The 12,990-nt window shown below is 37.1% G+C and carries 9 protein-coding genes; 1 reads left to right on the forward strand and 8 read right to left on the reverse strand.

Going from position 1 to position 12,990, the window contains the following annotated elements:
* Positions 1 to 6 precede the first annotated feature (6 nt).
* Together EO244_RS13425 and EO244_RS13430 are read right to left on the reverse strand one after the other, a co-directional pair.
* On the reverse strand, positions 7 to 3,276 hold the full coding sequence (locus EO244_RS13425; RefSeq protein ID WP_129255204.1) for a UvrD-helicase domain-containing protein: 3,270 nt from the start codon (positions 3,274 to 3,276) through the stop codon (positions 7 to 9).
* Positions 3,277 to 3,461: 185 nt separating this feature from the next.
* The gene (locus EO244_RS13430) at positions 3,462 to 4,346 is read right to left on the reverse strand and encodes a DUF3078 domain-containing protein (protein WP_129255205.1); all 885 of its coding nucleotides are present in this window, start codon (positions 4,344 to 4,346) and stop codon (positions 3,462 to 3,464) included.
* 125 nt (positions 4,347 to 4,471) lie between these two features.
* Here EO244_RS13430 and mnmA point away from each other — a divergent pair, with 125 nt between their 5' ends.
* On the forward strand, positions 4,472 to 5,680 hold the full coding sequence (mnmA, locus tag EO244_RS13435; RefSeq protein WP_241687986.1) for a tRNA 2-thiouridine(34) synthase MnmA: 1,209 nt from the start codon (positions 4,472 to 4,474) through the stop codon (positions 5,678 to 5,680).
* 69 nt (positions 5,681 to 5,749) lie between these two features.
* Here the strand turns inward: mnmA and EO244_RS13440 are convergent, their stop codons facing one another.
* From EO244_RS13440 to EO244_RS13465, 6 genes are all read right to left on the reverse strand, one after another.
* Entirely contained in the window at positions 5,750 to 6,133 is a 384-nt protein-coding gene (locus tag EO244_RS13440) for a DUF1987 domain-containing protein (protein WP_129255206.1), read from the reverse strand.
* A 23-nt stretch (positions 6,134 to 6,156) separates the two neighbouring features.
* Positions 6,157 to 6,693: a SiaB family protein kinase gene (locus EO244_RS13445; RefSeq protein ID WP_129255207.1), complete on the reverse strand. Its 537-nt coding sequence runs from the start codon at positions 6,691 to 6,693 to the stop codon at positions 6,157 to 6,159.
* A 75-nt stretch (positions 6,694 to 6,768) separates the two neighbouring features.
* Entirely contained in the window at positions 6,769 to 7,947 is a 1,179-nt protein-coding gene (locus EO244_RS13450) for a THUMP domain-containing class I SAM-dependent RNA methyltransferase (protein WP_206734567.1), read from the reverse strand.
* 182 nt (positions 7,948 to 8,129) lie between these two features.
* Positions 8,130 to 9,737: a S41 family peptidase gene (locus EO244_RS13455; protein ID WP_129255208.1), complete on the reverse strand. Its 1,608-nt coding sequence runs from the start codon at positions 9,735 to 9,737 to the stop codon at positions 8,130 to 8,132.
* Positions 9,738 to 9,918: 181 nt separating this feature from the next.
* Positions 9,919 to 11,451: a glutamine-hydrolyzing GMP synthase gene (guaA, locus tag EO244_RS13460; protein WP_129255209.1), complete on the reverse strand. Its 1,533-nt coding sequence runs from the start codon at positions 11,449 to 11,451 to the stop codon at positions 9,919 to 9,921.
* Positions 11,452 to 11,652: 201 nt separating this feature from the next.
* Positions 11,653 to 12,900 carry a C1 family peptidase gene (locus tag EO244_RS13465; RefSeq protein WP_206734568.1) on the reverse strand — a complete coding sequence of 416 codons (1,248 nt, stop codon included), beginning with the start codon at positions 12,898 to 12,900 and terminating at the stop codon, positions 11,653 to 11,655.
* Positions 12,901 to 12,990: the final 90 nt, after the last annotated feature.

Consider the following 12,990-nt stretch of genomic DNA (forward strand, 5'->3'; position numbering starts at 1 on the left):
TTTGTTTTACACTTCTACAATTTCATCCAATTTCCCATAAAGAATAAAGGCACTTACCTTTTTATAATTCATCTGCTGAAGCAGTTTTTTATAAGCACTAACCTGACGAATATGCGCCTTTTCTTTATTCTTCCCAAACTTATAATCAATCACAATAGCTTCATCACCTTTCACAATTACCCTATCGGGTCGCAGAGTATTGCCTTCTCCCAATAAAATATCCCGCTCATTTATCACACGCCAGTCTTTGGAAAACCAGGATGCAATTTGGGGCTTACTAAACAGATCCTGAACCATTAGTCTGACCTCATTTGCCTGCAATTCGTCCAACTTTCCTTCAAATTTCAATTGCGTCAATGCAACATCAAGATCTTCAGCGTAACGAATATTCTGAAACAAGATATGCAAAATATTTCCTCTATTTATGGGTGCGAAACTATCAATAGACGCCGCCTCTGAAAAGTCGAAGTAATCCGCAGCATGTGATCTCAGTTTCAATCTGTCATCCAGCATAGACGCCGGATATTCAAGCAATCGGGGCACCTCTTCGTAGCTTTCCTCAACACGCTCTTTAGTCGGCAAAACACCTAATTCAAAACATTTCTGCTCATCGTTCCAATACGAATTGATATCGATGATTTTCTTCGCTCCAAATTCGTCAGAGTATTTATGGGCATTCTCAAAAATATGATATAACAAATGACTCACCTTCGAAAAATTATCTCCAGCGGGTAATGGCGAATAACAAACTAAAACCTCCTCCGCCCGGGTTGTTGCAACGTACAAGAGGTTTAAATTATCGATATAAGCCTGAAGTTTTTCGGTAAAATATTCTTTATAATAAATGGTCTTCTTTAAGTCAGAACCGTAACGAATGGGCAAAACATCTACTCTATTGAACCCCTCCAATTCGGGTTGGCACCAAAGAATTTTTGTGTGCTTCACATCATCCAAATCCCAATCGCAAAATGGCAATAAAACCGCCTTAAATTCCAAGCCTTTCGATTTGTGAATGGTCAGTATCCGAATGGCATCCTGATGATCAGATACCGATATTACTTCCTTGTCTTTTCTCTCTTCCCAATAATCGATAAAGGAATTCAGGTCAGGTGAATCGCTGCGTGAGAAGCTCAGAACCAAATCCTGAAAAGCCTCCAGGTAAGGAAAGTCTGAAGCACGCTTGTTCAAAGCAAAAATATCAATCAATTGCTCTACCAAATCGAAAAGTGCCTGACGTTTCAGGAATGAAATATTCCCAACAAATTCCTTAGGGAATAAACCTTTAAATACATCTTCCGCGTCTTCGCTTTGCGCAAAAATATCATCCAGATTATCAGGTGCCTCATCGTTTAAGTACAGGCAATATTCCTGAAGCAAATAAGCCAGATTGATTTGATCTTCGGGGTAAATAAAGTACCTCAACAAATGCGTTAAAAAGCTAATAACCGAAGCATTCTTAAGATAAAGCGACTCATTCGAAATGACATTGTAATTAACTCCCTCTTTGGCTGAATCTGAGTTTCGATAAGTCATAAGGGTGTTTGCAATCTGTGCACCTTCGCGCCCGTTCCGAACCAGAATGGCCATATCACCCGCCCTGTAACCTTGAGCTTGTATCTCTTCAATCTGAGCGGGCAATTGTTCCAATACTTTTTCAGTCCACTTCTCCCCATTTTCAACCTCAATCATATTGGCTTTCACATAGCCCGGGCATTTATCCTTTCCCCCTGGGAAATCCTGATAAACATCAGAATAAGCATTCAGTATACGCGCACGTTCCACACTCAAGCTTTCTTCCAAGGCCGGGGGAATATCATTATTATAATCGTTCTGTAAGGCCTGAGAAGCGATAGCATACAGAGCATTATTAAAATTGATCACATTCTTCGAACTCCGCCAGTTTTGATTCAAAGTCAGGCCATTCACGCCCTGACTTTTAAAGTCAACATCCAATTGTTCGGCCAGTAGTTTCCAGTCGCCGTTACGCCAACGATAAATCGATTGTTTAACATCGCCTACAACCAGAGAACGATTGTCCTCTGCCAATGAATTGCCGACCAATGGACGGAAATTATCCCATTGCATTGAGGACGTATCCTGAAACTCATCAATCATAAAATGCTTGTACACATTCCCGATTTTCTCATACACAAAAGGGGTGTCATTGGTTCCAATAATACTGCGAAGCAAACGAGAAGCATCTGACAATAGAAAAAGATTTTCATCCTCGGTAAAGGATTTTATTTTTTTAGAGATATCCGTTAGAATCCCCAGAGTATAAATGTATTTGAGTGTTTTATCGGTTGAGAAATAGAGCTGGCATTCGTTATCAAAAAACTCAACTGCATTTTTCAATAAATCACCCAAACCAGATGAATAAACCGTGGAAACAGCCGCTTTAATATCGGCACTTGCTTTAGCTGGTGTCCATTTATCCGGATTGTCAATAGCGGCTAAAACGCGGGCGCCTGGTTCAACCATTTCACCCGCTTGCAGCTTGTAAAAATAGTTGGCAAAACCCGATTTCCCGAAAGAAAAATCAGTCAAACTCAGGCCCTGACTCTCAATCAGATTAACTGCCCTCGTTCCAATTTCTTTTAAAGTGTCTTCAAACTCGTCCTTAATTTGTTTTAATCCTTTTCGATAGGCATTTAAAAAATTCTTGTCCGATAATTTTTCAATCAGAACCTGATCGAAGTTCATATAATCTTCTTTGAAGACCTCGGTTCCAACTTCAAGAATATCATTCTTAAAATTCCAGGTCTTGCCTTCCTTTATTTTCGATTCGGCAAAATCAGACAACCAGGATCGCAATTGAGCATCTTCGTCAACATCGAGAAACAAAAGATCGACCACTTCATTTAAAACCTTACGCTGATCGAGCTCAATATTAAAGCCCATCTGCAATCCTATTTCCCGGGTAAATGAGCGCACAACTTTTTGAAAAAAGCTATCGATAGTCGTGACCGAAAAACGGCTGTAGTCGTGTAATAAACGATTAAGGATTTCTTTTGCTTTAATCTGAAGGGCAGCTTTATCAAGCTGATTGATTGTCATCAATTCTTCAGCATAGGGCGACTTCTCTCCTTTTGAAAGAATATAGATCTCCTTTAGAATTCGGGATTTCATCTCATCAGTCGCCTTATTGGTAAAGGTTACTGCCAGGATACTTCGATAATTTATGGCTTCCTCAAAAACCAGCTTCAAATATTCGCGGGTTAAGGTATAGGTTTTTCCTGATCCGGCTGAAGCCCGGTATATATTTAATGATGACATAGTAGATCTAATTTATCCCGAAAATACAATTTTTAAGCTAGCTTAACAGTAAGACTAAAGATGTTTTTTTATTTAGTTTGTGTCAGTATCCAAACAAGAATAACAATCAAACCTCCCCGAAAGAAATAAAAAAATGCCTCCCGAGTCGAAACACAGGAGGCACAAATTAATTTGGCTGAAGTTGTCTAAAACTTATAGGCTAAGCCAATGCCCAAAACTTCTTTAAATTGAATTCGAACACCTCTGTTTACACCTTCTTTATCCACATATTGCACGTCATCATCATAAACCAGAGTTGTGTTGATCGAAGCGGTTAAGAACTGATTCACTTTCATATCAATCTTCAAATCCCAGTTTACATCAATATTTCCGAAAGATTCCGAATAGGCTGTAAATAAATCCAAAGTACTTTTTAAATCTACATTTTTAGCCACGGTCTTTTTCAAGGTCAGTTTTGCCAGAGCACCAAACTCGTATCTTATTTTATCACCCGGATCAACGCCAAAAGCACCTGCATCAGATAAATCTTCATCATTTACAAAGGTTGTTTTTCCTGTTATGGGCGAAAGGTAAGCTGAAAATGTATCATTAGGCTTATAGTCCATCCCCAAAGAAAGTAACAAGTAAGCAGGAGCCATAAAATTTGATACTTTCTGATCCGGATCACCTTCATTTTTGCCATAATTATACCCTTTAGCAAACTGAGTTTTAAAATCTAACAAAGCCGAATAATACCATTTCTTACTCGCCTGATGTCCGTATTTGGTTACAAAATCGATTTTATCAATACTTTTGCGAGTCCCCTCATCACCTTGTTTTAAAAGACCATATTCCAGATTCAATGTGTTATCCCAGGCATTTTTAGCTTTGGTGTAATTGGCAAATAAATTCAGTCGCGCATTGGTCGATATGGCATTATCTCCCCCACCGGACCAGCTGCTTAAAGAAGTCTGAGAAAATGATAATGAAGCCATCCCTCCTTTTTTCCAATAACTGGTATCCTGAATCTCTTGTGCACTGGCATTTACACAGATAAGTGCCATAAATACAAAAAGTAATTTTCTAATCATTGTATTTCGTTTTTAAGTTAATAGTCTTCCTTAATTAACATACTAAATTAATTTATTTTGTTTAAAAATAAGCACTGCTCACATCAAAAAGTCAATATTGCGCTTCATAATTTAAATCTGTACATTTGCAGATTCAAAATGAAGGAGAAAAAGAAATGACAAAAAAAGTTGTAATAGGATTGTCCGGGGGCGTTGATTCAAGTGTTGCTGCCTATTTACTCAAAGAACAAGGCTACGAAGTAGAGGCATTGTTCATGCAAAACTGGAACGATACGGTTGGTTTAAAATCTGAAGAATGCCCTTTTGACGAGGATATCCTGTTTGCACAAATGGTAGCTAAAAAATTAGACATTCCATTCCATTTTGTTGATTTAAGTAAGGAATATCGTGCTCAGGTCATCGATTATATGTTCTCAGAGTATGAGCAAGGTCGCACACCAAACCCTGATGTACTTTGCAATCGCGAGATCAAATTCGATGTCTTCCTTAAAAAAGCCCTTGAACTGGGAGCTGACTATGTGGCCACAGGACATTATTGCAGAAAAGAGACCAAAATAATTGATGGAAAAGAAGTTTACAGCCTGTTAGCGGGTGTTGACAACAATAAGGATCAGAGTTATTTCCTTTGTCAACTTTCGCAGGAACAACTCTCAAAAGCCATGTTCCCAATTGGAGAAATTGAAAAACCTGAAGTTCGAGAAATAGCCCGAAAAGCAAAATTAGCATCAGCTGAAAAGAAAGATTCCCAGGGGATTTGTTTTGTTGGTAAAGTTGATTTGCCCATTTTCCTGCAACAGAAACTTAAAGCAAAACCAGGTGTTATTGTTGAAGTTCTTGCCGAAAATGCACACAAGCTCTTACCTAAGTCAGAGGATTTAGTTGAGTTAGCAAAACCTTACAAATTCAGAAGACATCATGGGAAAAAAGTGGGTGAACACAATGGAGCTCATTTCTTTACTGTCGGCCAAAGAAAAGGTTTGAATGTGGGAGGAAAAGCCGAACCGCTTTTTGTTATCGGAACTGACGTAAAAGAGAATATTGTTTATACAGGTATGGGACACTCCCATCCCCTGTTGATGCGCAAAGCTCTCTTTATCTCAAAAGAAGAAACACACTGGATTCGTCCCGATTTAATGCCAACTGAAGAATGTGAACGACGCTACGACATTAGAATTCGTTATCGTCAACCTCTTCAAAAAGGAACCATCTATTTTAAGAAAGAAGGCTTGTATATTCTTTTCGATGAACCCCAACGCGCTGTTGTAGCAGGACAATTTGCTGCATGGTACGATGGAGATGAACTCATTGGTTCCGGTCCTATTGATGGAGAATAATTAAAAATATAAAAAACAAAAAACGGGCTACTCTAATGAAATAGCCCGTTTTTTTATATCGATAATCAATTAAACTTCTTCTTGCTCAACCATGACAAAAGGCAAGCCTACAATTGCTTCGTAGTCTTCTCCCGCTTCCAACATATCCTCATCATCCTCTTCGTAATACCATTTGACAGAAATCTTATTACCTCGTTTGGAAATTGTTTCGAGCTTTCTGAAAAAGTCCAAGATACACTTTGAAGAACTGGTATTAAAATACTCCAATTTCATATGAACAATGGTATCTGTGTTTACTTCCTGAGAATAATCATCCAACCATTCCATCAAAGGAATATAAAATTCCAATGAGTTTTCAGGAATTGAACGTCCCTCTAGTAATAAGTCGCCTTTATCGGCATCGAATACTACCTTTGGTGTTTTAGAACTGCCTTCTATTATTAAAGTATCCATAAAAGAATATCGTTATTTTTTGACTAAATTTTTACAGTTAAAACCAAGAAGAAATTCTCTCCTTCTGTTCTTTTTGAGCAATATTTAAGCTTATTCCCGCTTTTTCTTATCATATTGATAATACCTAAGCCGCCCCCGCCTTTTTCAGAAAAACGTCTGTTAGACAATACTTTCCTATACAAATATTTAAGCTCTCCGGCACCCATAGAGTTTGTATGATCGATATAATCGGTAAAGACTTTGAGTTTTTCAATCTTAATGAAATTCGCAGATATGATTTCCACACCATCGTCTTCATTATTGAAAATTATACACCCGTAACTCTTAAACGTATTATCAATCTCATACCTCTCTCCATGATGGTAAAGATTTTGAACTAACTCAATAAAAACATTAAGGATTTTTTTTCTCTCTCTTAAAGGAAATTTCTTTTCATCCATAATGATTTCAATCTTATCCAATATCTCAGTAACCCGCTCTGAGCCAACACTCCCCTTATAATAAAAAAGGGTGTTTTCGCTCACTTTATCGGCAAACCACTGGTTAAGATTAAAACTCATTAAAATATTTTTATATTAAACTATCTTTTCTCAGCAAATATAACAAAATAGAAAAAAAGAATAATGTCCTATGGCTTATCTTTCCGATTCTTTTCTGTTTTTATAACTATCCTTTTTGCTTCCCGCAAACATAGAATATTTTTGAAACTTACACTCCAAAGGACCATTAAACAAAGTCACTTTTCGTGATGGACGTAAGCCAATACTGTCAAAACATTCCTTACCATAACTTAAGATCCATGCATCATAACCTGCGAATTGGTGCTTTAATCTCTCACCAATCATTGAATAAAGACCTTCTAAATCTTTAACCTTCAAACGCTCTCCGTAAGGTGGGTTGGTGATTAAAATACCTTTTTCTACAGGAGGTATGAATTGTTGGAAAGGCATTACTGTCAATTTGATTTTGCGTCTTAAACCTGCATTACGGATATTTTCTTCAGCAATCTCCATAGCCTTATCCGAAATATCACATCCGATAATCTTAGCATCGAAATCAACTTCAGTTTCTTCATTATAAATATCGTCCCAAAGATCCTGATCGAAATCAGCCCACTTTTGAAAACCAAATTCTTTACGATACAAACCGGCAGGAATATTGTAAGCAATCAAAGCTGCCTCAATCAATAAGGTACCGGAACCACACATCGGATCAATAAAGTTGCTTTTCTTGTCCCATTCAGACATCAAAATCATCCCCGCTGCCATAACTTCATTCAATGGCGCTGCAGTTTCTGCAACTCGATAACCTCTTTTGTGTAATGATTCTCCGGAACTATCTAAGGAAACTGTACAGGTATTTTTATCGATATGTACATTAATTCTTAAAGTTGGATTTACAACACGAACTGATGGTCGTTCGCCTGTTTTTTCGTAGAATTGATCGACAATGGCATCCTTAACCCGATATGTTACAAATTTTGAATGCTTGAAATCTTCTGAACTAATCGTGCTATCAATTGCAATGGTATCTTTTAATCCCAGATATTCATTCCAGTCGATTTCCTGTATGCCTTTGTACAACTCATCGGTATCTGATGCAGTGAACTTGTAAATCGGCTTAATAACACGAGTCGCAGTTCTTAAGTGTAAGTTCGTTTTATACATTAATGCCTTGTCACCGACGAAACTTACTGCGCGTTTTAATACTCTAATCTCCTCAGCACCTAACTGTTCTAATTCCTTAACCAATACCTCCTCTAAACCATGAAAGGTTTTTGCAATCAATCTAAACTTTCCCGAATCTGTTTTCAAAACTAATGTTATTAATTATACCCTTTTGAATAGCCAATTTATCTATATGTATATATCAAATATAGACCATCTCTAATTTACGCTACAAAAATAGTCTTTAGCTTATAAAATCAGCCATTTTCAGGTCTTTTTAAATAAAAAAAGTCGGATTAATATCCGACTCCTCTTTATATATCTGAATTTTACTTTAAAATCTTATCATATTCCTTAGGATTATCAAGTAATTCCAATGCTTTATCAAGAATCTCGTTTTTCTGATTTACAATTTTATAATACTCAGCACCGTCCCACAAATCTCTTGCAATAAGGGCTTTTATATGAACTTTTAGATGGTCTTTCACTGCAAGGTACTCTTCTGTAGTATGCTCAACTCCGGCTTTATCTCCCTCTGCAACTAAATCTTTAAGCATCTGATCCGTTATAACAAAAGTCTTATTGAAACTCTCGAAATCAGGGTATTTCGTTTTTAAATTATTTCTGTTATTATCCATATAGGTCAAAACAAAAGGATAAAGCACATTCTTTCTGGCTAAAAGATTAAAATATTTGAAATTAGCCGTGGTATCAATCGGTACAAATACATCGGGCATAATAGCACCGCCACCATAAACCAAACGCTGGTTTACCAATGTTTTATATTTTAACGAATCGGCTAAATGAATACTATCCTGACTGATCATCTCTCCGGATTTATATCTGTTGAAGATATCCATTCTATAATCCATCAAACCATTGTCATAAGGCTTTTGGATACAACGTCCAGTAGGTGTGTAATAATGAGCAGTTGTCAATCGAATCATTGATCCATCTGATAAAGGAAACTGACGCTGTACCAAACCTTTTCCAAAAGATCGGCGGCCTACAATTAAACCTCTATCCCAATCCTGAATGGCACCCGAAACAATCTCTGAAGCTGAAGCTGATCCTTCGTCAATAAGAACAATCACACGGCCTTCTTTAAAAGCCCCTGTTTCTGTAGAGAGATTATCGTGACGCTTCGATTTTAAACCATCGGTAAAAACAATCAACTGATCTTTATGAAACATCTGATCGACAATATTAATAGCTGCAGTCATATAACCGCCACCATTTCCACGCAAATCAAGAATAAGATCTTTCATCTTCTGCTCTTTCAATTTCAAAAGAGCTTCCAAAAACTCATCTGCAGTTTTAGCTGCAAAACGATTTAACTTGATGTACCCAACATGCTTATTAAGCATATAAGAAGCATCAAGGCTGTAGATTGGAATATCATCACGGATAATTAGAAAATCAAGCAATTCTTTTTCGCCCTTACGTTGAATAACCAGATTGACTTTGGTGCCTTTATCGCCTCGTAATTTTTTGAATACATCTGTATTTTTCATCCCCACACCAGCAACCATTTCATTATCAATCTTAATAATTCGGTCACTGGCTCTTAAACCTGCTTTTTCAGAAGGCCCGCCAGGTATGGTTGCTACAACCATTAAGGTATCTCTCAAGATATTGAATTGAATTCCAACTCCGCTAAAACTCCCCTGCAAAGGTTCATTCATAGCTTTCACTTCATCCTTACTGATATAAACTGAGTGCGGATCCAGTTCAGCAAGAACTTTAACAATCGCATCTTCAGTCAACTTTTCAAGACTTACACTATCGACATAGAAAGCATCAACTAAAGCAATTAAGTTTTGATATTTTATAGTTTGATCTCTAACCTCTTGTGCCTGAACCTGTGAAAAACTTAAAACAAGAAAAAGTAAAAAAGTAAATGCAGATTTACTAATGGTAAAATTCAATAATCTCATATATATTTTTGTTTATTTAGACTTTACGTTAAGCAAAACGAAAGATACAATCTTTTTGTAAACATCACTTAGACCATATATTGAAATAATGGGCTTTTAGAGAAAAATAACATTTTTGCACGCAGACACTGCTATAGTAGCAAAAAAAAGAGCTACCCAAAAAAGGATAGCTCTTGAAATATTATTCCCACTCAATAGTTGCCGGTGGTTTCGAACTGATGTCGTACACCACTCGATTAACCCCTTTAACACCATTGATGATCTTATTAGACACTTTTGCCAAAAACTCATAGGGTAAATGCGACCAGTCAGCTGTCATTCCATCGGTTGAACTTACCGCACGAAGAGCAACAACACTCTCGTAGGTTCTTTCATCCCCCATTACACCAACTGATTGTACAGGCAACAACATCGCTCCCGCTTGCCAAACTTCATCATACAAACCATCTTCCAATAAGCCTGAAATATAGATATGATCAACTTCCTGCAGAATACGAACTTTCTCAGCTGTGATATCGCCTAAGATACGAATTCCCAAACCAGGACCCGGGAAAGGATGACGACTAATAAACTTATTTTCAAGTCCCATGCTTCGACCAACACGACGCACCTCATCTTTAAATAACAACTTCAATGGCTCAACCACTTTCAGTTTCATATAATCAGGCAATCCACCAACATTGTGATGCGATTTAATGGTTTGAGAAGGACCTCCGGTTACTGAAACAGATTCAATAACATCAGGATAAATTGTCCCTTGTCCTAACCATTTTGCATTCTCAATCTTATGTGATTCTTCGTCGAAAACCTCAATAAAAGCATTTCCAATAATCTTACGTTTAGCTTCAGGTTCAGTTACGCCAGCCAAGGCTGAAATAAATTTCTCCCCAGCATCAACTCCAATTACATTTAAGCCTAAAGTTTCGTATTTTTTCAACACCTCCGTAAACTCATTCTTACGCAATAAGCCATTATCAACGAAAATACAGTATAGGTTTTTACCAATTGCCTTATGCAACAACAGGGCTGCAACAGTTGAATCAACACCGCCTGATAAACCTAAAATAACTCTATCATCACCCAACTTCTCTTTCAACTCGGCAACTGTTGTTTCCACAAAAGCATCCGGAGTCCAGTCTTGCTTACAACCACAAATATCAACGATGTAATTTTTCAACAAAATTGTTCCTTCAGTACTGTGATAAACCTCAGGATGAAATTGAATACCGTAAGACATTTCACCTTCAATAGCAAAAGCTGCATTCTCAACATCAGCCGTACTCGCAATCACCTTGTAGTTATCCGGCATGCGCTCAATGGTATCACCATGTGACATCCATACTTGCGAATTCATACTGATACCTTTCAACAACTCGTTGGTATTATCAACAGAAGTCAGGTTTGCACGACCATATTCTCTCTTGTTTGATGCCATAACTTCCCCACCAAAACAGTGAGCCAAATGCTGAGCACCATAACAAACACCAAGTAATGGTAACTTGCCTTTAATTTCTGATAATTCTGGAATTGGAGCATTTTCTTCGCGAACCGAGAATGGACTTCCCGAAAGGATCACCCCTTTAATACTATCATCCAATTTTGGAGGATGGTTGTAAGGATGAATTTCGCAATAAACATTTAATTCGCGAACACGTCGAGCAATCAGCTGAGTGTACTGCGAGCCAAAGTCAAGAATCAAAATCTTTTCTTGCATAATCTTTAAATATATGAGGTTGTTTAGCTTCTCTATTTGGCGTACAAAGATATACAATTCATCAGCATTAAATAATTATTATTTCCGATTGTTATCACAATTTTTAATTTAATGTGATTTCATCAATACTCCCCAAAGTTTTTCCCAACAAAAAACCCCTTTACATGATATGCAAAGGGGCCTAATGTCGTTTAAAGGAGTTTATTTAAACTTCTTCAATAATTTATTTACAGCATCTTTATGAATGGTAATGCCCATCATTTTAAGCTTCACGTAATCTTCGTGGAAGAAATAATAACCGAATTCAGCAGAATTTTCATCGATATTACGAGACCCTGAACTAGAATCTTTAATCAAATACCAATCCTTACCATCTTTGTCAACATAGTAACCAATCAGGTGCATACCATGATCGTCAGTAGTTGTACCGTTTGAAAAACGGAACTGACGCGCATCTTCAGTAATATATTCAGATGGAATATCAAATGAAGGAATCATAGCACAATTGGTTGTACGCAAGAAACCTGCCTCAGAAACATCACCTCCAATGCTCATGGTATAACCTTCGCGAACAGCAGATTTAATCGCTTCCATATAAACATCAAGAGGTACATTGTAGTACTCTTTTGAATGCCACCAGTTATCGGCTACCTTATATTCAACTTGCTGCCAGTATGGCTCTTGCTTATACGAAAGCAATTCGATATAATCGTCCGGATTTAACTGTAAGTAGTCTTTCAAATAAGTTTGAGGTGTATATTCTTTACCTTCCACTGTAAATTTAGTTGGAGGTACCCCAATATAATGATTCATGATAGACTTAATAGTGGCAATAGCCTCTTCCTCATTCCATGCATTGCTTTTCTTTAAGAACTTTAAATAAGCCAACATTTCTTCATACATTTTTGCATGCGTATGAAACTTACGTCCATCCTTCAATCCAGTATACTCAGATTGTGGCACAACACCATAAGTTTTCCACATACGAGCAACAGCATTCCCTTCTGATCCTTCTCCAAATTCTGAGTCACCTCTTTCTTTCACAAAACGACGAGCTTTCTCAACATACTCCCAATAAACTGTATACAGCTCGGAAATATCAACTTTCTTTTTGTGAAGACGATATACTTCTGACTCATAAAAGGAAGTGGTTGAAAAACACCAGCAAGTACCTGTATTTCCCTGAGAAATAGTTGGCAATGCCCATTGTGTATTATTCTTGTATAAGCTGATATCATTAGGAAGATCATAAGATGACTGATCCATGAAGAAACGCTTATCTACTTCTTTATTTTCCAATTTAGCATCAACGTTTCTGATATCCTTAAGGATAGAGTTTTGGTAATAACCTGGCTCGTACTCTTTAAAAATCGATTTGTCTTTTTTTTGCTGAGCAAAAGCACTAACGCAAACCGTCATAGTCAGTGCTGTTAATAAAATTCTTTTCATTTTTAATGTGTTGATTAAATTTTCTGAAAGCCTAAAGGTAGAAAAAATATAATCTGTGATTCCTGACAAATAAAAATTCACTCACAAGAC

The sequence above is a fragment of the Ancylomarina salipaludis genome (assembly GCF_004122035.1).
In the GTDB taxonomy this organism is placed as follows: Bacteria; Bacteroidota; Bacteroidia; order Bacteroidales; family Marinifilaceae; genus Ancylomarina; species Ancylomarina salipaludis.